At 62.3% G+C, this 22,953-nt stretch carries 5 protein-coding genes (1 of these 5 running past the window's edge); 2 read left to right on the top strand and 3 right to left on the bottom strand.

Annotation, left to right across the window (positions count from 1 at the left end; all coding sequences use genetic code 11):
* The first annotated feature begins 63 nt into the window (after positions 1–63).
* Positions 64–1,722, top strand: a complete 1,659-nt coding sequence (locus tag PSH64_RS09570) for a cyclic peptide export ABC transporter (protein WP_018925345.1) — start codon at positions 64–66, stop codon at positions 1,720–1,722.
* A gap of 29 nt (positions 1,723–1,751) precedes the next feature.
* The gene (locus PSH64_RS09565; protein ID WP_305480525.1) at positions 1,752–5,927 is read left to right on the top strand and encodes a non-ribosomal peptide synthetase; all 4,176 of its coding nucleotides are present in this window, start codon (positions 1,752–1,754) and stop codon (positions 5,925–5,927) included.
* Between the two features lie 278 nt (positions 5,928–6,205).
* Here the strand turns inward: PSH64_RS09565 and PSH64_RS09560 are convergent, their stop codons facing one another.
* From PSH64_RS09560 to PSH64_RS09550, 3 genes are all read right to left on the bottom strand, one after another.
* A complete protein-coding gene (locus PSH64_RS09560; RefSeq protein ID WP_305480524.1) occupies positions 6,206–8,686 on the bottom strand; it encodes a TonB-dependent siderophore receptor in 2,481 nt (826 codons plus the stop codon).
* Positions 8,687–9,028: 342 nt separating this feature from the next.
* Positions 9,029–12,262, bottom strand: coding sequence for an amino acid adenylation domain-containing protein (locus PSH64_RS09555; protein WP_305480523.1), 3,234 nt, complete (start codon positions 12,260–12,262; stop codon positions 9,029–9,031).
* A protein-coding gene (locus tag PSH64_RS09550) for a non-ribosomal peptide synthase/polyketide synthase (protein WP_305480522.1) crosses the window boundary here: on the bottom strand, positions 12,259–22,953 show its 3' portion. Its footprint extends 2,826 nt past the window's final position; only the last 10,695 of its 13,521 coding nucleotides appear in the window; its start codon lies beyond the right edge, outside the window — the gene reads right to left on this strand; the stop codon is at positions 12,259–12,261. The genes PSH64_RS09555 and PSH64_RS09550 overlap by 4 nt, the downstream gene beginning before the upstream one ends.

Raw genomic sequence — 22,953 nt, 5'->3', positions numbered from 1 at the left:
GTCTTTTAAGCAGCCAAACTCTTGAACCTTTGCCCTTTAGCGGCACTTGAAGCGGAAACTTCCATGACCTCAAAATCCCGCGGAGCCTTCAGTGAAGTCCTCGGCCTGCTCAGGCCTTTCCGGGTCATCGTTGTGGTGTCGATCATGCTCGGCATGCTCGGTGGCCTCAGCATCACCGCGCTACTGGCGACCATCAATGACGCGCTGAACGCCGCCGACACCCCGTCGACCCGGGTGTTGGCAACGTTTATCGGCCTGTGCGCAGTGGCGTTGCTGACGTCGATCCTGTCGGACATCGGCACCAACCATGTCGGGCAGCACATCATTGCCGGGCTGCGTAAATCCCTGGGGGAAAAAGTCCTGTTGGCACCGATCGAACAGATCGAGCGCTTCCGCAGTTATCGGCTGATTCCGGTGCTGACCCATGACGTCGACACCGTCAGTGATTTCGCCTTTTCCTTCGCGCCGCTGGCCATTGCGTTCACCGTCACCCTCGGTTGCCTGAGCTACCTGGCCTACCTGTCGTTGCCGATGTTTGCCTTGCTGCTGGTGGCCCTGGTGATCGGCACCGCGCTGCAATACGTGGCCCGGACCAAGGGCATCAAGGGTTTCCAGGCGGCTCGCGAAGCCGAGGACGAACTGCAAAAGCATTACAGCGCGATTGCCGCCGGCGCCAAGGAACTGCGCATCCATCGTCCGCGCCGCCAACGCATGTTCAGCCAACGCATCGAAGGCACCGCTGATTTCATCTGCAACACGCACATCCGCGCGGTCAACACCTTCGTGGTGGCCAAGACCCTTGGCTCGATGCTGTTTTTCGTGGTGATCGGCCTGGCGCTGGCCCTGCAATCGCTGTGGCTGGGCACCGATAAAGCGGTGCTCAGCGGGTTCGTGCTGGTGCTGCTGTACATGAAGGGCCCGATGGAATACCTGGTCACCACCCTGCCGGTGGTCAGCCGCGCCAACATTGCGTTCAAGCGCATCGCCGACCTGGCGGAGCAGTTTTCCTCGCCGGAACCGCACCTGCTGCTCAGTGACAAAGACGCGCCGAAACCGGTGGTCGAACACCTTGAAATGCGCGACGTGCATTTCGCCTTCCCGACGGTGGACGGCAGCAAGCCCTTCGCCCTCGGGCCGGTCAACCTGTCCATCGCCCAGGGCGAGATCGTGTTTATCGTCGGCGAGAATGGCGGCGGCAAGACCACGCTGATCAAGTTGTTGCTGGGGTTGTATGCGCCCCAGGGTGGGGAAATCATCCTTAACGGCAAGCCGGTCCTGGCGCATAACCGCGACGACTATCGCCAGTTGTTCACCACGATTTTCGCCGACTACTACCTGTTCGACGAATTGGTACAAGGCGAGCAGAACGTTCCCGAAGACGCCAACCGTTACCTGGAACGCCTGGAAATCTCGCACAAGGTCAGCATCCGCGATGGCGCCTTCAGCACCACCGACCTCTCCACCGGTCAGCGCAAACGCCTGGCCCTGTTGAACGCCTGGCTGGAAGAACGCCCGGTGCTGGTGTTCGACGAGTGGGCGGCCGACCAGGACCCGGCCTTCCGGCGCATCTTCTACACCGAGCTGTTGCCGGAACTCAAATACCTGGGCAAGACCATCATCGTCATTTCCCACGACGACCGTTACTTCGATGTCGCCGACCAATTGGTGCGGATGGAAGGCGGCAAGCTCGTCGCACAAAAAAAACCGTTGGCGACCGCCTGAACGATCCACCGCCGACTACGAGAGCCCCGATGAACGACTTGATCGATGATGATGTACTGGCGCTGTTGCTGGCCGATGCCGGTGATCAACCCCAAGGGATAACCGCCCGCGCCAACCAGCGTCCGGCGCCGCTGTCTTTCGCCCAGCAGCGGCTGTGGTTTCTCCAGCAACTGTCACCGGACAACGCCGCCTACAACCTGCCCCGTGTCATGCGCATCACCGGCCCCCTGGCGCCCCGGCGGCTGGAAACAGCCCTGAACAAGGTGCTTGAGCGTCACGATATCTTGCGCAGTGCCTTCGTCGAAATCGATGGTTGCGCAATGCAGGTGGTCGATGCGCAGGCAATACTGGTGCTCGACCATGAAGACCTGTCGGGTCTGTCGGACGAGGCCCGCGCCAAGCGGATCGCGCTACGTATCGAGGCCCAGGCCGGCACGCCGTTCGATCTGCGTCAGGCACCGCTGATGCGGGCGACGCTGCTGCAGATTTCGGCCGACGAGCATCTGTTGCTGATGAACATGCACCATATCGTTTCCGATGCCTGGTCCAATGCCATTCTGATGCAAGACCTGACACGGGCCTTTGCCCAGGCCGGCAGCGGCGATACATCACCCTTGCCTCGCCCGGCCATCCAGTACGCCGACTATGCCGCCTGGCAGCGTGGCGAATACCTGCACAGCGCAACCTGCGCCAGCAGCGCCGAATACTGGCAAGAGTATCTGGGGCAAACATTGCCGGCCCTCGATCTGCCGGTGGACTTCCCACGAAATGCCCAGCACAGCCACCCTGCCGGGCAGTATGACTTCAGTGTGCCAGCGCCCCTCGCGCAAGCCCTGAACCGCTTCTGCCAGCAGCAAAAACTGACGCCTTTCGTCGTGACCCTCGGGGCCTGGCAATTGTTATTGAGCCGCTACAGTGGCCAATACGACTTTACCGTCGGCGTACCCAACGCCACCCGCAATCGCAGCGAAACCCAGGGTCTGGTCGGCTTTTTCGTCAGCTCCCAGGTGTACCGGGCGCGCATTGATCCGCTGCTGTCCTGCGCAGACTTTCTCCAGCGGCTGCGGCGCGAATCGTTGGCGGCGCTGGACCATGGCGATTACCCGCTGGAATTGAGTTTCGACGCGTTGCGATTGCATGCCAGCGAACACGCCAATCCGTTGTTCCAGGTGCTGTTCAACTGGCGCACTGACACCGGGCAACCGGACCGGATCGACCTGGACGGACTGGCGCTGGAGTTCCTCGGCGCGGGTCCCGGCCAGGCCAAATTCGATCTGTCCCTGGACGTCGGCTATTCGCTCGATGGCATCAGCGCGAGTCTCGAATACAGCCGGGACCTCTACGCCCCCGCCACCCTCGAACGCCTGGCCCGGCACTGGCTGAACCTGCTCCATGCACTCACGGAAGATCCGCTGCGTGCGCTCGGCGAATTGCCGTTGCTGGCAAGCGACGAACGCCAGGTTCAGTTGCAGCAGTGGAATCCGCCCGCGTCGGCCATGCCTGAGGACGGCGTGCATCAGTTGTTCGAACGCCAGGCGCTGGCAACCCCCGACTCGGTGGCCCTGATCTTCAACGACCTTGAGCTCAGTTATGCCCAGCTCAACGCCGCCGCCAATGGCCTGGCCCACTCGTTGATTGCACAGGGTGTCGGACCGGAAGTGCTGGTGGGCATTGCCGTGGAGCGTTCGGCGCAGATGATTGTCAGCCTGCTGGCGGTGCTCAAGGCCGGCGGCGCTTATGTGCCACTGGACCCCGATTATCCGCAGGAACGCCTGGCCTGGATGATTGAAGACAGTGGCCTGAGCGTGTTGCTGAGCCAGCGTTCGCTGCTTGATCGGCTGCCATCGATGCCCGGCGTTCAGCAACGCTGCGTCGACGACATCGATGTCCGGGGGACGCTGCCCGCACTTGACCCGCCCTGCCGCACCACCGGCCAAAACCTCGCCTATGTGATGTTCACGTCCGGCTCTACCGGTCGCCCCAAAGGGGTCGGCATCACCCAGGCGGCGTTAACCCGTCACGCCCAGGTGGCGCTGGAGTTTCTCGGCCTGAGCGCACAGGACCGGTCCCTGCAGTTCGCCACGTTCAACTTCGATGCCTTTGTCGAGCAGCTTTACCCGGCGTTGATCTGCGGCGCCTCGGTGGTGCTGCGCGGGCCGGATATCTGGGACAGTGAAACCTGGTACCGCGAACTGCTCGACAAACAGTTCAGCGTCAGCGACCTGACCACCACCTACTGGAACATGCTGGCCAAGGACTTCGCCGCAGCCGGTCAGCGCGACTACGGTGCACTGCGGCAAGTGATCGTCGGTGGCGAAGCGATGCCACCGGAGGGCGTGGCGGCCTGGGGCAAGGCCGGCCTCGGGCACGTGAAGCTGCTGAACACCTACGGGCCGACGGAAACGACAGTCAGCGCCACGGTGCTGGATTGCAGCGACTACGTGACAGGGCAAATCGCCCTCCCCAAAAGCATGCCGATCGGCCAGCCTCTGGCCGGACGGGCGATTTACCTGCTCGATGCCGGCGGCCAGCCAGTGCCAGTGGGTGTCGTCGGTGAACTGATGATTGCCGGCGACCTGCTCGCACGCGGCTACTTCAAGCGACCTGAGCTCACGGCCGAGCGCTTCATCCCCGACCCGTTCGATGTTCAGGGCGGCGGTCGTCTCTACCGCACCGGCGATCTGGCGCGCTATCGCGCCGACGGCGTGATCGAGTATGCAGGCCGGCTGGATCACCAGGTGAAGATCCGCGGCTTCCGCATCGAACTCGGGGAAATCGAGTCATGCCTGCTGCGATCGCCGCAGGTCCGCGAGACGTTAGTGGTTGCCCGGGAAGGCGCAGTGGGTTTGCAGTTGGTCGGCTATGTCGTGGCCCAAAGCGACTCGCTGAGCGAGCAGCAACAATTCGACCTGCGCGAAACCCTCAAGGCTGAGCTCAAGGCCAATCTGCCAGACTACATGGTGCCCAGTCATCTGCTGGTACTGGCCGCCATGCCGTTGAGCCCCAACGGCAAGCTCGACCGCAAGGCCCTGCCGCAGCCCGACCTCAGCCAGACGCAGCGCCACTTCATTGCCCCCGAAACGCCACTGGAAAAGGCGCTCGCCGAACTCTGGCAAGAAGCGTTGCAGGTCGAGCGTGTCAGCCTGGACGACAACTTTTTCGAACTCGGTGGCCACTCGATTCTGGCCATTCAATTCATCTCGACCCTTAACGCGCGCCTGGGCATCAAACTGGCGTTGCAACACATGCTGGCTCACCCCAATGTCCAGGCACTGGCCAGATTCATCGCCCTGGAGCATCAGCAGCATGTGCAATGCGTGGTCGAACTCAATGCCTCGACAGCGTCGGCGCCGCCGCTGTTCTGCCTGCACCCCAGCGGCGGTATCGTGTTCTGTTATCAGCCGCTGGCGAAAAAACTCAGTGCCCATGCCCGGACCTTCGGCGTGATGCACAAGGGCTTTGCCGACAAAGACTCGAACGCTCAGACATGGGCCGAGATGATTGCCGACTACAGCGCACAGATCGTCGAGAAGCAGCCCCACGGCCCCTACCGATTGATGGGCTGGTCATTGGGCGGCGCCATTGCCATGGACGTCGCCGCCCACCTGGAGCGCCAGGGCAAGGAAGTGACCTTCCTCGGCCTCGTCGACACCACTCTGCCGGAACGTGACCTGCCCGCCGACCTGCCGCGCAAGCCTCTGGAAAAAGACAACCCGAACCACCTCAGCGCGGAAAACGAACTGCTGGCAGCACTCGAAGTCTTCAACCTGATGTTCGCGCATCTGGAACCGGCGGCGGCGAACTTCATCGCCCGGAACCCGACGGCCGACCTTAAGGCCTTCTATCGCTGGGCCAGCGAACAGACGGCCACCGGCGAGCAAGAGATGATCGCGACCCTGGAAGGCATCAAGCAGGAAGTCATGAACGCCCAGGCCTATGCGATTCATGATCGCCTGGTGGACGCGTTCAATGCCTTCTCGCTGCCGCTGCTCAAGGTCAAGGCCAGTTGCTGGTGGTCGCTGTCGCATAAAACCCTGAAACAAGTGCTGTATTCGGAACAACTGCTCAGGGCCCACAATGTGACAGGCCAATTGCACACCTCGATCCACTCACCACTGCCGCACCGCAGCATGATCTACAGCGAGTCGCTACTGGAGTCGTTTACCGAAGTGCTCCTCGGCTGCCAGGGCGAGTCATGTAGCTGACCGGGTGACGGCAAAAAAAACGCAGAAGCCATGGCTTCTGCGTTTTTGTTTGTGCTTCAGGCAATACCGTAGCAGCTGCCGAGCAGCGCGAGGCTGCGTTCGGCTGCGCAGCAGTCGTAGACCCTAAATGCACGGTGTATCTGACAGACTGCAGTGCCTGATTTCACGACTGCTTCGCAGCCGAACGCAGCCTCGCGCTGCTCGGCAGCTGCTACAAGATTAGCCCGCGCCCCTGGTAAAAGGGCGCGGGCCGGGACTTTGACGCTAGTGCAAAGGGCTCAGAACTGCGGTGTGTATTTCACGCTGAACATCACGTTGCGTGGATCACCGTAGTTGTTGTTGCCGTTAATCTGGTTGTAGGCCGCTGCGAAGTAGGTCTTGTCAAACAGGTTGTTGGCATTCATCGCCAGCTCGATTTCCGGGGTGAGCTGGTAACCGACGCGGGCATTCCACACGGTGTATCCCGGAACGTTGACGGAGTGGTCGAAACCTACTGTGTGGGTTTGTGCGGTAAAGCCCAGGCCGGTACTCACACGACTCCAGTCGCCGGTCATCTGATAATTGCCCCACACACGCAGCATGTGTTTAGGCGTCCACCAGCTGAAGATCTTGCCTTCGTTGTCAGGGTCGTCGAGGTATTTGGTGGTGTTGTAGGTGTAGCCGGCAAACAGTTGCAGATTGTCGATCACTTCGCCGCTGATTTCAGCGTCCAGACCCTGGCTGCGCACTTTGCCCGATGCCGTCGAGCAATACCAACCGTCACAGGTTTGCGCACCCTGCGTATCGAGAACGGCACGGTTTTCCTGGTCGTAACGGAACAGGGCCACGGAGGTATTGATCCGGCCATCCATCAACTCGCCCTTGAGGCCAATCTCGTAGTTACTGCCGACAATCGGTTTGAGTACCGCGCCGGCGGTATCGCGTTCGGTTTGCGGTGTATATACGTCGGTGTAACTGGCGTAGACAGCCCATTCGCGGCTCAGGTCATAGACGATACCGGCATAGGGCGTGACTTCTCCGGTTTCAGTGGCGGTGCTTTTTGGATCTTCTGTAATGCCGGTCGCGGTCTGGGTCGAAGACTTGTAATTGTAGTCGTACCAACTGACGCGCGAGCCGAGCACCAGGGTCAGGTCTTCAACAGGCTTGACCCTCCAGCTGCCGTACAGGCCTTTCTGGCGGATGTCGTATTGGCTGGGAGTCCCACGGCCACCGGGGCTATTGATCAAGCCTTCGTAGCTGATCTCCGGACGGTTGTGATCAATGTCGAAGATGTTGTCGGAGCTGTCATTGAAGGTTCGGGCGTATTTGTCGTCCGAGGTGTATTTGGAATAGTTGCCGCCCACCATGATTTCCTGCGGCATGGACAAGGCTTCGAACTTGCCGGTGAGGTTCATGTCCAGCGCGACTTTGGTGGAGTCCATGTCCGTCACGAAGTCAGCGTATTGCACGCCGCTGCCATCGGGATTGATGCCATCGCCGGTGGATTGCACCCGCTGGTTCTTCGCCTTGTTGGTTTCCGTCATGCGCACGGCGCCGACCTTGAAGGCCCAGTCGTCGTTGAAACGGTGTTCCAGGTCGGTATAGAGCGTAGTGACGTCGATATCCGAATGGTTCCACTTCGCCCCGGTGTACGTGCTGCGCGGCAGGTCGATGGGTTTACTGTCGGAGTAACGCGGGAAGCCGCGGACATTCGAGCGCGATTCGCCGTCGGACTGGCTGACCGCCACGCCCACGGTGGTGGCTTCGCTCAGGTCGAAGTCCAGCGCGCCGTACAGCGAGGTGGTCTTGTACCATTCGGAATCAACGAACGTGTGGGTGTCGTCCTGGTCGGCAAGGAAACGTCCACGGATGGTGCCGTTCTGGTTCAACGGCCCGCCGGCGTCCAGTTGCAGACCGTAGTGATCCCAGGAGCCAGCCTTGCCGGTCAGGGTCACGGTCGGTGTGGCCTGACCGCGCTTGCGCACCAGGTTGACCGCGCCACCCGGGCTGCCGGTGCCTTGCAGCAAGCCCGACGCACCACGCAGCACCTCCATGCGATCGAAGAAAATCAAGTCCTGCGTGGCCCAGTTGCCCAGCGCGTAAGTGTTGCGCGGGATCGGCACACCGTCGTACTGCCAGTCATCGATCTGGAAACCGCGCGAAGAGAGGATCAAACCTCTGCCGACGCCTTGGGCACCGACCAGTCCGGTGGTCTTGTTGGCCGCGTCCTTGAGATCGACGATATCCTGATCATCCATTTGCTTGCGGGTCATCACCGTGACCGACTGCGGAATTTCCTTGAGGGTGTGGGTGCCCTTGCCGATGGTCACGGCATTCGAGGTGTAGGAATTCGAACCTTCGGTGGTCGCGCCCACCTGTTGCGCATTGATGGTGGTGGCGCCCAGTTCCAGACCCTCGGTCGAACTGCCGCGTACCAGCATCAGCGTGTTGCCTTCAAAGCTGTAGTGCACGCCCGTGCCCTTGAGCAGTTGGGCAATCGCCGCTTCGCTGCTCAACTTGCCGCTGACGCGTGTGCTGCGCAGGCCGGCCATGTCATCGGCGTTGTAGATCACCTGCTGATTGGTCTGCGTGCCAAACGCCTGCAGCGCCTGGGGCAAAGGCTGGGCAGGAATGTCGAGGGTGAAGTCTTCGGCGTGGACCTGCGCGCTGAGCGGCAGCAGGCAAGCCATGCCCAGACCGGCCAACGAGCGACGCGAGCGCAGGGTTCGGGCAATGACCAAGGCCTTGAACAGAGGTTTCAACTCATGAATTGCTGACATCGTGCTCTCTATTTTTAATTGAAATGGATAGGATCCATGGGCAACCGAGTGCCCTGCCGCTGCCTGGACCTGTGAACCGCCTGGATCGGCTGCCCTCTCGGGCAACACGTCGCAAGTCGATGACCGGCCCCTCCCCGGGCTCGATCGTTTGTCCGGGCAGCGGTAAAAATGTGTACGGCTGGGAAAAACTGAGCCCTGTGGCTACCCTGCCCGGCTCGATTTATCTGCTTACGTAAGTAAGACGCAGCACCGTGCAAAAACCGGAATGAGTTTATTTATCATTTGCGCAAAAATTCAAAAAAAAGGCCGACGCATTGGGCGTCGGCCTTTTTTTCTGCTACTTCAACCGTTTTGTGCAGCCTTGGCGTTTTGCAGTTGCCGGGCTTTTTCGGTGAGCAACGCTTTTTCTTCGGGGCTCATATTGTCCAGACGCAACCGCGCCTGGGCGATTTTCTCCAACTGACCCGGACTGCTTTCCCGAGAGCGCAACGCCGCCGCCAGCCCCGCCACGGTCGGATGGTCAAACACCACACCCGGCTGGATTTCGCACTGCAACAACTTGCGAATGCCGGCCACCAGTTTGATCACCAGCAAGGAATGGCCCCCGGCGGCGAAAAAGTCCCGGTCGATGCCCAGACGCTCAACCCCCAGCAACTGCGCCATGCGCGTCACCAGCAGTTGCTCAAGAGCATCGCGGGGCTGCATGGCTTCATCGTCAGCCGAAGTGGACGCGAGTTGTTGCAAGGCCTTGCGGTCAACCTTGCCGTTGGCCAGTCGCGGGAAGCTGTCGATCAACTGCAAGTGCTGCGGCAGCATCACACTGGGCAGGCGCAGCGCCAGTTCGTCGCGAACGGCATCGAGCAACGTCGCCGAAGGCGCCTGATGCGGCACGATGAACGCGAGCATCCCGTCTTGCGCGGACGGCCCCGGCAACACCAGTGCTTGCGCGACCTGTGGCACACGCAGTAACTCGGCTTCGATCTCTGCCAGTTCGATACGGAAACCCCGCACCTTGATTTGCTGATCGCGCCGACCGTGCAACGTAATCGCCAGATCCGGGCGATAGCGGGCCAGGTCGCCGGTGCGGTACAGGCGATCCTGCGGATTGAACGGGCTCTGGATAAACACTTGCGAATCGGCCTCGACATTCACGTAGCCGCGACACAACTGCGCGCCGCCGAGGTACAACTCGCCCAGCACACCGACCGGCGTCAGTTCCAGGTTATCGTCGAGTACAAACACCTGATTGTTGCCCAACACCCGGGACAGCACGCCGGCGTCAGGCACAGCCGCCTCCAGATCCAGCGGATGAACCAGCACGCCGACCGTGGCCTCGGTCGGGCCGTAGTGATTGAACACCCGGCAATCACTGCGCAAACCGGCGATCCGTTGCACCAATGCCTGGGCAATCGGCTCGCCGCCCAGCACCAGCGTGCGCGGCAGTTGCGCGCGCTCACTGTCGAGCAGCGCGGCCAGGTGCGACGGAACGATCTTCAGGCAATCGATGGCCTGCCGTTGCAGGAAATCGGCAAACAAATTGCCGTCCTGCATGTGCTCATCGCTGGCCACATGCAGCGCGGCGCCGTTGAACAAGGCGCCGAACAGCGCCGTGTTGCCCAGGTCCGCCGCCACCGTGGAGGTGAAACCGAACTGCTGGCATTGATCCAGCCCCAGGGCCTGGCTGACGTGAGCGGTGTAATTGAGCAATTGCCGGTGCTCGATGACCACGCCTTTCGGCATACCGGTGGAGCCGGAGGTGAACAACACGTACGCCGCCTGATCGCCCTGTGTGTCGTGGGTGATGGCCGACGTGCTCGCCGGGGCCGACTGCAGCACACGATCCACGGTCGCCAGAGGCAACGGATAATCGTGCCATTGCGCGATGTGCCCGGCGTCGACCAGCAGCAACGCAGCGCCGGCCTGTTCCAGCATCAAGGCTTGACGGGCTTGCGGCCATTGCGGGTCCAGCGGCAGGTACGCGGCGCCGATGCGCCACGCCGCGAGCATGGCGATCACCAGCTCCGCCGAGCGTGGCAAGGCCAGCGCGACAATAGCCCCCGGCCCGATGCCCTGGGCTTTTAATGCCTGGGCCAACACCTCGACCTTCGCCTGCAACTGCCCGTAACTCAGGCGTCGATCGCCGTCAGTCAGGGCGATGGCTTGCGGCGTGGTCCGGGCCCAGTCGGCAATGCGTTGCGGCAAGAACCGGCTATCGCCCCGTGCTCGCACTGGCGGGTTGATCGCCAGCAAGCGCTGTTGTTCGGCGGCTCCCAACACGTTCAGTTGACCGAGTTCGGCGTGACGATTGGCAACGATGTTTTCGAGCAATACGCGCAACTGCTCCAGCAACCCTTCCATCGCCTGAACCGAGTAGCGGGACGGGTTGTAATGCAGGTGGAACCCGTGGGCGTTGCCCGCCTCGTCCGTTTCCAGTTCAAGCATTAATTCAAACAGCGCTTCGCGCACTGCCGAACGCGGAGTCCATTGCAGATCAGCGGACGTCGCGGCTTGCATGGCCCGGCACACGGCAAAACCATACGCCGGGCGAGCCGCCGTCGGCGCCAGTTCAGGCGCCCAGTATTCCTGCCACGTACGATGCTCATCCAGACGCGCCGCCAACTCCGCCACCCAAGTGCTGAACCCTGCATTCGCCGTCAGTGACAAGTTCAGCGGCAGGGTTTTCTCGAACACGCCCACGGCATCGCTGAAGTATTGGTAATCTTCGCGACTGTCATGCCGCACACCGACCAGCACCTGTTGATGCCCGCTGAGCCGACCCAGCAACAGCCACCAGGCCGCTTGCAGCACCACACTCGGCGATTGCTCCAACGCCCCGGCCACTTGCTGCAAACCGCTGCGCAGCGCCGGATCGAGCGTGAGCGCCAGCGATTCAGTGGCCGACGACAATCCAGGATTCCCGTTGCGATAGGCCAGCCACGGAGTACTCAAATCGGGATCGGCGCCTTGCAGGTGTTCCTGCCAGTAAGTACGTGCGCCGGCCGCGTCTTCGTCGAGCACCACTTCACTGTGCCATTCCAGGTACTGGGTGAATTCACCGGTCTCTTCGTCGTCCGCCGCCGCTGGTTGCCCATAGGCCCGCACCAACTGCTGATACAACAACCGCACGCCGCTTTGATCGAGGCTGTGCCGGGCCAGGCCCAAGACCAATTGCCATTGATCATCGGCCAGGCGATAGAGCACCGCTTGCGCGCCCTCGGACTCACCGACGACAAAAGCACGTTCCGCCCATTCGCTGAGCTGAGCCTGAATACCGGCCGGGGTATCGACCCGCGCCTGCACGCTCAGCGGGAAGCGCTCAGCCTCCCCGACGAACTGCCGGACACCATGGAAACCCGGCGCCTTGCCCAGCCGCCCAACCAGCATCGGCTGTTGCGCCAGCAAGCGATCCAGTGCGTTTTGCACCCGCTGCGGATCGAGGGCGCCGCGGAGCTCGACCTCCAGGAAATGCAGCGCATCACCACAGGCCGGGGCCTTGGGCAACTGCTCCAGCAACCGTTGCTGTTCAGGCGTCAAGGCGTAACCCAGGTCCTGCTGGTCCATCGATACCTCGTTCATGCTCCGGTTTCCTCGGTGTTCATTACGCGTTCAAGGGCGCTGCGGTCGAACATGTCGCCCATGGCCACGACAATCTTGCGCGGGCCTTCGAACGGATCACGGGCATGGGCCACCAGCATGTTGTCGAGCAGGATGGCGTCGCCTTTTTGCCAGTCGAAACGCACCGCGCATTCTTCGTACAAGTCACCGATGCGTTGCATCACTTCGTCTTCGATCGGCGTGCCGTCGCCGTAGAACACGTGGCGCGGCAAGCGGTCCAGGCCGAACATCGACAACAGGTCTTCCCGCACGTCCGGCTCCAGCCAATAGATGTGATGCAGTTGCACCTGGTTGAAGAACGATTTGGCGCCGGTCACCGGGTGACGAATGATGGCCGGCCCTGGGGTGCGGGTTTGCAATTCGTTGTTGTCGAGCCAGCGCCATTCGATGCCGCCGGCCCGGCAGCGGGCCTCGACTTCGGCACGATCTTCAGTCTTGAAGAAGTGCTGCCAGGACACGTCGAGGTTGTCGGTGAAGGTGCGCACGTAAAGCAGGCCTTTTTCCTCGAACTTGTCGCGCAGGTCCGCCGGCAGTTTTTCGTACATCAACCGGCAATCCACCACCGGAGTCGCTCCGCCAATTGGCGCGGCTTGCTCGCAATAGAACATCTGCTTGCGCGGCCAGCGGTCCTGATGGGAGCTCTCGTTGTGGAACAGGATCATCTTGCGTTCCGGGTACGGCGTGGAGCGGTAGGTGTTCTTGCCGCCCTCTTTCTTCGGCAGATCGCCGTACTGGCCGTAGAGCCCTGGCTGGATCGCTTCGGCAAACGCCTCGAAGCCCTGAATGCCATCCAGCTCGAAACCACGGAACAGAATCCCGGCATGCCTGGCGAGTTTTTCTTCGATCAGCGGCCGGTTATTGTTGATCCACTCGATCAAGTCCAGGTGCGGCTCGTTCGGTTCCAGCAGCAGCGGGAACGGCTGTGGCGCGGCGATCAGCGATTCGCGGATCGGCGCCGGTCGGGCCTTGGCCGCCGGGACGGCGCCGCGCTTGAGGAACTTGCCGAGTTTGTCGGCCTTGGGTCCGGGGACGGCAGGCTTGGCGGCCACCGCTAAATTGTCGACTGGCATGCTGATAGCTCCCAATAGAATGTCCTGATCAGCGACGATCTGTTCCAACAGGGCTATCCAGGCCTTCACCAGGTGCTGAATGCGCTCGTGTCCGAACAAGGTTGTGGCGAATTGCCAATTACCCAGCAATTGCCCTGCTTCATCGTCAACGAACAACGCCATGTCGAATTTAGAATGGGTCTCCAGCGCCGGCAGCGATTCCACGCTCAAACCGCCCAGGGCCTGGGTGCGTCCCGGCAGGTTGTTCATCACGAACAACACTTGCACCAACGGGTTCATGCCCTTGTGCCGCGGCACGTCCGAGGCGTCGACGATCATGTCGAACGGCAGGTCCTGATGCTCCAGGGCACTGAGCAGGGATTCCTGGGTCTGGCCCAGGAATCGGGCGAACGGCGTGGCGGCGTCGAACTGCGAACGCAACGGCAAGACGTTGACGAAGAAGCCGATCAACCGTTCAAGCTCCGGCTGTTCACGCCCGGCCACGTCGGCACCGACCAACACATCCGCAACGCCACTGACCCGGTGCAACAACACCTGGAACGAGGCCAGCAGCGTGCTGTACAGCGTGACGCCCGCGTCCATCGACAACTGGCGCAAGGCCGTGCTGAGTGGCGTGGTGAGCTGGAACTGCACCGAGTCACCCGCATAGGACGGTGTCAAACCACGGGGGTTATCCGATGGCAACTTCAGTTGCCCGTCATAGCCCGCGAGCCGCGCTTTCCAGTACTCGGCCTGACGCGCCAGCACGCCTTGCTGTTCCAGTTCCTGCTGCCACAGCGCGAAGTCGGAATACTGCACCTCCAGCGCCGGCAACGGGGTCAGGTCACCGGCCTTGGTGCGGTGGTAAATCTCCACCAGTTCGTTGATCAGCAAGCCCATCGACCAACCATCGGAAATGATGTGGTGCATCGCATAAAGCATCACATGCTCGGTCGGCCCCAGGTGCAGGATCCGCCCACGCAACAGTGGCGCGTGTTCCATATCAATCGGCGTGCGCGCGTTTTCCAGTGCCGCTTGTGCCACCCATTCTTCCTGGGCACTGCGGGACAGACCGGACAAATCGATCACCGGGAAATCCAGTTCAACCTGCTCGGCGATCACGGCTATCGGGTCACCTTCATCGTCCTGGGTATACGCGGTGCGCAGCACTTCATGGCGGCGCACCACCTCGGCGAAACTGCTGATCAGTCGTTCCACCGACAACTCACCACGCAAACGCAAGGCCATCGGCATGCCATAGGCCGCGGTGCCGCCGGACAATTGCTCGGCGATCCACAAGCGACGCTGCACCAGCGACAACGGTGCGCTGTGCCGGGTGCCATGGGCCTTGAGCACCACACCGTGATGGCCGTTCGGCTCAGGTGTGCCCTGCTGCCGCGCGATCCACGCCGCCAGGTCCTTGAGTCGCGGATGGCTGAACAGGTCGCGCAGGCTCAACGTACAGGCCGTGAGTTTGCGCAGGCGCGACACCGCTTGCGTCGCGAGCAGAGAATGCCCGCCCAGTTCGAAAAAGTGATCGTCGCGGCCGACCTGTTGCAGTTCCAGCACGTCCTGCCAGACCGTAGCGATCTGCTGTTCCAATGCACCTTCAGGCGCGACAAAGTCCAACGCCACCAGATTGGCATCGACGCCCGGCAAGGCCTTGCGATCGATCTTGCCATTCGGGCTCAGGGGCAGGCATTCGAGGAACAGCACATGGGCCGGAACCATGTAATCCGGCAGGCTGGCCTTCAGGCGTGCCTTGATGTCATTGCGCAACGCCGCCAGCATAGATGAATCGGCGCTGGCTTGCGCCGGATCGTCGAACACCACGTACGCCACCAATTGCTGACCGATGGCGCCCGGTTGCGCCACCACCAGTGCCTGACGCACCGCAGGAACCCGCAGCAGATGGGTTTCAATTTCACCGAGTTCGATGCGCAAACCACGAATCTTCACTTGATGATCGACCCGCCCGACGTACTCAATCACGCCGTCGGCGCGATAACGCGCGAGGTCACCGGTGCGGTACACGCGGCCACCGCCCAGTGGATCGAACGGGTCGGGAATGAAGCGTTCGGCGGTCAATTCCGGGCACTGGAAGTAGCCCCGTGCGAGCAGCTCACCGCCAATCACCAGTTCACCGACCACACCGGCCGGCGCCGGTTGGCCCAGGGTGTCGAGTACATGAATCGCCCGGCCGCCCAACGCCCGGCCAATCGGCATGGTCACCGGCAACGGGTCGCGGCCGGACACGTAGTCGCTGCAATCGAGCAGCGTGGCGCTGACCGTGGCTTCGGTCGGGCCGTAGGTGTTCAGCAGGCGCACATGGCCCAGCCCGGCCTGGCCCCAGGCGGCAACACCTTCCGGCGGCATGGCTTCGCCACCGACAATCACCTGGCGCAACGCGCCATAGTCACGATGACCCGTCGCCGCGAGGTCCTTGGCCAACATATTCCAGTAGGCGGTGGTCAGGTCGCTGACGCTGAACTGCTTGTCGCGCAATTCGCGATACCAGGTCTCGCTGTCCCAGATGTCCGGCCCGCGCAGCACCACCGAGGCACCGCAAATCAGTGCCGGGTAAAGCTGCTCGACAAAGGCATCGAAGTTGAACGTGGCAAATTGCAGCGAGCGGTCCTGTGGTGTGAGGCCGAGGAAATCCAGGGCCACCCGGGCATGACGGGTCAGCGCCGATTGAGTGATGCCGACCCCTTTCGGGCGCCCGGTGGAGCCCGAGGTGAACATCACATACGCCAGGTTTTGCGGGCCGCTGCGCTGCGGCAGATTGTCGGTCTGGGTCGGGTAAGCCAGTTGATCCAGGCTCAGGACGGTCACGCCCGCAGCTTCTGGCAACTTCGGCGCGAGGTGGCTTTGGGTCAACAGCACACGCAGACCGCTGTCCTCGATCATCGCGCCCAGTCGCTCGGCCGGGTACTCCGGGTCCAGCGGCACGTAGGCGCCACCGGCCTTGAGCACTGCCAGCAGGCTGATGATCATCTGCGTCGAACGCTCGACCGCAATGCCCACCAGCACTTCGGGGCCGACGCCGTGTTGCAGCAGCACCCGGGCCAATTGGTTGGCCTGGGCATTGAGCTGGGCATAACTCAGGCGTTGCTCGTCGAAAATCAGCGCCAGCGCTTGCGGTGTGCGCTCGGCTTGCCGTTCAAACAAACGCTGCACGCACACCTCATCGACCGGCAGCGCCAGCGGCTCGCGCGCAGCGGTCGAGACCAGGGCCAGATCGCCCACGGCACTGGCGGCAGGTGCCTCGACCATCTGCAACAGCAGGTGCGCGAGATGCCCGGCCAGTTGTTCAATCGCAGCGTCATCGAACTGCTGACGATCGAAACTCAGTTGAAACGACAACTCGGCGCCGAGGTTCGCCGACAAGGTCAACGGGTAATTGGTTTGCTCGAAGTTACCCACTTCACCGAAGCGCAGATCTTGTGGCGCACCCTGTTGCAGGGCTTCGGAGATCGGGTAGTTCTCGAACACCAGAATGTTGTCGAACAGGGCTTCGCCGCCCTGCCCGGCCCAACGCTGGATGTCGAACAGCGCGGTGTGTTCTTGCTCACGCAAGGCCAGGTTCTGCGCCTGCACCTGTTGCAGCCACTGCGCCAACGGCTGTTCGGCCCGTGGGCTGGCGACCACCGGTAAGGTGTTGATGAACAGGCCGATCTGCTGCTCGACCCCGGTCAGTTGCGCCGGACGTCCGGACACCGTGGCGCCGAAGCTGACCGTGTCCAGCCCGGTATAGCGTTGCAACAGCAGCAGCCAGGCTGCCTGCACCAGGGTGTTGAGGGTGACTTTCTGTTCCCGCGCAAAGCCATTGAGCCCGGCGGTCTGCGCCTGGTCCAGGGTCAGGAAGTGCTCGCCCTGGGCGGCGTTGGCCGCTTCGCTTCCGGTCCACACCAGCGCCTTGGCCAACCGGGTCGGCTCATCGAACGCGGCCAACTGGCCCTTCCAGAAACCTTCGGTGACCTGCGCGTCCCGTTGCGTCAGCCATTCGATATAGTCGCGATAACGCCCCGCTGTGTTCGCCGGAACCTGGCCGCTGTAGCGTTGCAGCACTTCCCCAAGCAGCTGCGAATTGCTCCAGCCGTCCATCAAGATGTGATGGCTGGTGTAGATCAGGTGAAAACGCGCGGTGTCGAGACGCACCACCGTCAGGTTCAGCAACGGTGCGGCGGCAAGGTCAAAACCCTGCTGGCGCTGCGCGGCCGCCAGTTCACTGAGCGCCAGGGCCACATCACTCTGGTCGCGCCAGTCATGGAAGGTGAACGGCACGGCCAGTTGCTTGTGAATCACCTGCAACGGACGCTTGAACTCGCCGTCCCAGACAAAACTGCTGCGCAGCACATCGTGCGCATCCATTGCCGCTTGCCAGGCCTCGCGGAAACGTTCGACGTTCAAGCCTTCGACATCCACGCACAGCTGATTGATGTAATCGCCGGCCTGCTGCTCGTAGAGGGTATGGAACAGCATGCCTTGCTGCATCGGTGACAGCGGGTAAATGTCTTCGACCTGGCGTGGCGTCACGGGCAATGAATCAAGCTGGCGTTGCGTCAACCCGGCCAGCGGGAAGTCCGACGGCGTCAGCCCCTGATGCCGAGCCTCACAGCAGTGCTCGATCAACAGCCCCAGTTCCTGCGCATAAGCCTGCGCCAATCGTTCGATGGTCGACGGATCGAACATCTGCCCGCTGAACGTCCAGCCGATACTCAATTCGCCGCCATACACCCGGCCATTGAGGGTCAGCCAGTTGTCCAGCGGCGCCAGCGGACTTTGCTCCGCCCCCGCCGATTCGCTGGCCGGGGTGAACAGTGCACCCGCCTCGTCGCCGAACCCGGCATCGAACTGGCCCAGGTAGTTGAAGGTAATGCGCGGCACGGGCAAGGCTTGCAGCGCCTGGCGGGTGCGGTCGTTGCCCAGGTAGCGCAGCGCGCCAAAGCCCAGGCCTTTATCGGGGATCGCCCGCAGTTGCTCCTTGATCGTCTTGATCGAGTCCTGCGGCGTGCTCGCCGGGGTCAGCCGAACCGGGAACAGGCTGGTGAACCAACCCACGCTGCGGCTCAAATCGAGTTCGTCGAACAGCGCCTCGCGGCCATGGCCTTCGAGCTGGATCAGGGTCGATGGGTCGCCCGTCCAGTCCGCAATCACCCGCGCAAGCGCCGTCAGCAACAGGTCATTGACCTGCGTGCGATAGGCCGCCGGTGCCTCCTGCAGCAGCTGGCGGGTTTGCTGTTTGTCCAGACGGGTGTGCGCATGCAAGGCGTGGCGGTTATGCAACTCGCCCTGGGGTCGATCGCAGGGCAAGTCATTGCGTGCATCCTGCAACTGTTCTTGCCAGAACCTCAGCTGAGCCTGCATCGCCGAGCTGTCGGCATGTTGTTGCAAGCGTCGCGCCCAGGCCTGGGTGGCGCTGGTCTTGGCCGGCAATTTGAGCGTTTGGCCGGCCTGCAACTGCTCGTAGGCCTGTTGCAGGTCTTCGAGCAGAATCCGCCAGGACACGCCGTCGACCACCAGGTGATGGATCACCAGCAACAGTCGCTGACTGCCATCGTCCATGTTCGCCAGCACCGCGCGCAGCAGATTACCGCTCGCCAGTTCGAGGCTACGCTGTGCCTGTTCGCCCAACTGTTCGAGTGCCGCCGCATCGGCAACCTCGGCGGTCCACAGCAGCGGCGACTGTTGCCAGAGTGCCTGTTGCGCGGCCAGGGAGCGATGCTGCGCGGTCCAGTTATCGCCCTGACGGGTGAAGGCCAGACGCAACGCGTCGTGATGGCTGACCAGTGCCTGCAACGCACGCTCCAGGTGTTGGGCGTGCAGCGGTTTGGCGGGCTTGAGCAGCACCGACTGGTTCCAGTGGTGCGGCTCGGCCATCTCGCGTTCAAAGAACAACTGCTGGAATGGCAGCAGCGGCGTGTCGCCAGTGACCGGGCCCTGGTCGATGCGCAAGTCGCTGTCGCCGACCTTCGCCACCGCCGCGAGGCTTTGCACGTTCTGGTGCAGGAACAGGTCTTTGGGGCTGAAATGTATCCCCGCCTGACGCGCCCGGCTGACCACCTGGATCGAGATGATCGAATCGCCGCCCAGCTCAAAGAAGTTGTCGCTGATTCCCACCTGCGGCCGCCCTAGCACGCTTTGCCAGATCTCCACCAATGCTTGTTCGATGGCGCTGGCCGGGGCGACGTAAGCCTTGTTGCTGACCGTGGTGTCGGTCTTGGGCAACGCCTTGCGTTCCAGTTTGCCGTTGGGGCTGACCGGCATTTTTTCCAGCCACAGCCAATGCTGCGGGACCATGTAGTCCGGCAAGGTCTGGCTCAGGTGTTCCTTGAGACGGCGCTGCAAGGCGCTGCGAGTTTCATCGTCGGCCTGCAGCAATGCGTCGCGGGCCGGCACCACATACGCCACCAACAGCGTGCCGTCCTGGGCGATGACCACGGTTTCCCGGACTTCGTCGTGTTCGGCCAAGCGCGCTTCGATCTCGCCCAATTCGATGCGCAGGCCACGGATTTTCACCTGATGGTCCATGCGCCCGGCGTATTCGATCACCCCGTCGGCGCGATAACGCGCCAGGTCGCCGGTGCGGTACAGACGCTGGCCGTCACCGAACGGGCTGGTCGCGAAGCGCTCTGCTGTGAGCGACGGGCGACGGTGATAACCCCGGGCCAGGCCTTCGCCGCCCAGGTACAACTCGCCAATCACGCCCACCGGCACCGGCGACAACTCATGATCGAGAATGTAAGTGCCCAGGTTGGCGATCGGCTGGCCGATCGGCACGCTGTCGCGCCCTTCGTCGATGCACGTCCAGTGCGTGACGTCGATGGCCGCTTCGGTCGGGCCGTAGAGGTTGTACAGCCCGGCATTCGGCAGCTTGGCAAACACTTGCTGCTGCGCGTCCACTGGCAGGGCTTCGCCACTGCAGACGATCCGGGTCAAGCTGGCGCATTGGTGCACCGCAGGGTCTTGCAGGAATGCCTGCAACATCGACGGCACGAAATGCAGCGTGGTGATGCGTTGCGCGGTGATCAGCTCGATCAACTGCGCCGGATCACGATGAATACCCGGCGCGGCCACCACCAGGGTCGAACCGGTCAGCAGCGGCCAGAAGAACTCCCAGACCGACACGTCGAAACTGAACGGCGTTTTTTGCAACACGCTGTCCGTGGCGTCGAGCCGATAGGCCTGCTGCATCCAGCACAGGCGATTGACCAGTGCCGAATGACGGTTGCCCGCGCCTTTCGGTTTACCGGTGGAGCCCGAGGTGTAGATCACATAGGCAAGGTTTTCCCCGTCGAGATCAACGCCAGGGTTGGCATCGCTGCGGCCTTCCAGCCAGTCGCCGTCCTGATCCAGCACCAGGCTGCGAATGCCGGCCGGAATCGGTAATTGCTCAAGCAAATGGCTCTGGGTCAGCAGCCATTGGATGCCGCTGTCTTCAAACATGTAGGCCAGGCGTTCCTGCGGGTATTCCGGGTCCAACGGCAAATAGGCACCGCCGGCCTTGAGAATCGCCAGCAGGCCCACGACCATTTCCACCGACCGCTCGACCGCGATGCCCACCAGTACATCCGGGCCGACGCCCTGCTCGATCAGCACGTGAGCCAGTTGATTGGCGCGGCCATTGAGCTCGGCGTAGCTCAAGCGTTGCTCGGCAAACACCAGCGCACACGCCTGCGGGGTTTTACCGACCTGTTCTTCGATCAGCGCCTGCACGCTGCGATGCAACGGGTAGTCGACAGCGGTGGCGTTCCAATCGACGACCGTCATTTGCCGCTCGCGGTCATCGAGCAACGCCAATTGCCCGACCGGACGGTGGATGTCCTCGACCAGGCCCTGCAACAGATTCAGCCAGTGCCGGCCCATGCGTTCGATGGTCGACGGCTCGAACAAATCAGTGGCGTAGGTCAGCGACGCGTGCAGGCCTTGCGGGTTATCGCTGGTGTCCAGGGTCAAGTCGAACTGCGCGGTGCGGTGTTCCCAACTGAGGTTTGCCATCTCGATGCCCGGCAACGATTCGGCCAGCGTTGAGGCCGCTTCGCTGCGATGGTTGAACATCGCCTGGAACAGCGGGCTGTGACTCAGGTTGCGTTGTGGTTGCAGCGCATCGACCAGTTGCTCGAACGGCAGGTCTTGATGCATCTGCGCCGCCATGGCCGTCTGCTTCGCCTGTTGCAGCAGTTGAGCCCCCGTCAGCTGGACGTCGAACTCGGCGCGCAGCACTTGGGTATTGACGAAGAAACCGATCAGACGCTCGGTTTCCAGACGGTTGCGGTTGGCAATCGGCACGCCGACGCGGATATCCGCCTGGCCGCTGTAGCGATGCAGCAAGGTCTGGAACGAGCCGAGCAACAGCATGAACAGCGTGACGTTTTCGCGCCGGGCCAAGGCCTTCAGGGCATTGCCCAGGGATTCGTCGAGGGTGATCGGCAGACGCGCCCCGCGAAAACTTTGCTGCGCCGGACGCGGATGATCCAGTGGCAGCTCCAGCAGCGGCTGTTCGCTGCCCAGTTTTTCGCGCCAGTAGGCCAATTGCCGATCCCGTTCGCCGGCGACCATCCACTGACGCTGCCACACCGCGTAGTCGGCGTACTGCACCGGCAATGGCGGCAGCTCGGCCGGCCGGCCTTGGCTGATCGCCGCATACAGGGCCATCAAATCATCGATCATCACCTGCAACGACCAGGCATCGGAGACGATGTGGTGCAGGGTCAGAATCAGCACGTGATCCTGCTCGCCCACCTGCAACAGAACGAAGCGCACCAACGAGCCGTCGAGCACATCGAACGGGCGTTGCGTCTCCTGTTCGACGAAGGCCTTGATGCTCGCTTCATCGCTGGCAGCCAGACGTTGCTCGACAAAGCTCACGCGACCTTGCGGGCGGATCACCTGCCAGGTGCGGCCATCTTCCTCGACGAATGCCGTGCGCAAACTTTCGTGACGCTCCACCAACGCCTCGAAGCTGCGTTGCAGGGCGTTTTTGTCCAGCGCGCCGCGCATCCGTAGCGCGGTCGGGATGTTGTAGGCGGCGCTGTCGGGGTCCATTTTCCACAGGAACCATTGGCGCTCCTGGGCAAAGGACAGCGCCAGCGGTTGGTCACGGTCGACCCGGGTCATCGGCGATGACTGTTCGCCCGGTTCGGCGCCCAATGCCTGGACGAAATCCTTCAGGGTGCTGTGCTCGAACAGGCTGCGCAGCGGCACCTGAATGTCCAGCACCCGCCGCACCCGGGACACCACTTGGGTCACCAGCAGGGAGTGCCCGCCCAGCTCGAAGAAGTTGTCGGTCAGACCCACGCGCTCCAGCTTCAGTACGTCCTGCCAGATGGCAGCGATTTGCCGTTGCCGTTCGCTCTGCGGCGCGACATAACGCGCCTGCAACTGGCTCGAGTCCACCGCCGGCAAAGCCTTGCGATTGAGTTTGCCGTTAGGTGTCAGCGGCAGGCTGGCGAGAAACAGCAGGTGCGCCGGGACCATGAATTCCGGCAGGCACTCCTTGAGCCGCGCCTTGAGTTCATCGCGCAGGCGCAGTTGCTCGTCAGCGGCATCGAGGTCCAGTTGCGGCGCGACTACATAGGCCACCAGTTGCTGGCTGCCCAG

Origin of the sequence: Pseudomonas sp. FP1742 (assembly GCF_030687145.1) — a bacterium.
Classification (GTDB): domain Bacteria; phylum Pseudomonadota; class Gammaproteobacteria; order Pseudomonadales; family Pseudomonadaceae; genus Aquipseudomonas; species Aquipseudomonas frederiksbergensis_D.
Note: the sequence above shows the minus strand (reverse complement) of the source record. Positions and strands in the feature narration are given on the sequence as shown.